The organism is Mesorhizobium sp. ArgA1, assembly GCF_053714375.1.
Window position 1 is genome coordinate 1 of sequence record NZ_JBSKBQ010000223.1, and the last position, 215, is coordinate 215.

The 215-nt window shown below is 68.8% G+C and carries 1 protein-coding gene; it reads right to left on the minus strand.

Features of this window, described 5'->3' with window-relative positions; genetic code table 11:
• Positions 1–215 (minus strand): transposase (locus ACWGTI_RS33060; RefSeq protein WP_454590728.1); only part of this gene is annotated, 215 nt, incomplete at both ends.

Consider the following 215-nt stretch of genomic DNA (forward strand, 5'->3'; position numbering starts at 1 on the left):
TGGCTGTCGGCGCGGATCAGGATCCGGGTGTTGGGCCAGTTGCTCCGGATCGCCCGCACCAGGCGGCGCAGGTGGGGGCGGATTTCTGCCCCACTTGGCCGCCTCGCCGGTCGCAGGACCGCACCGACGAACCGGCCGTCGCCATCGAACACCACGATCGGCTGGAAGCCGTACTCGTCGTGATGGGCATTGAACAGGCGAAGCTGCTGGCTGCC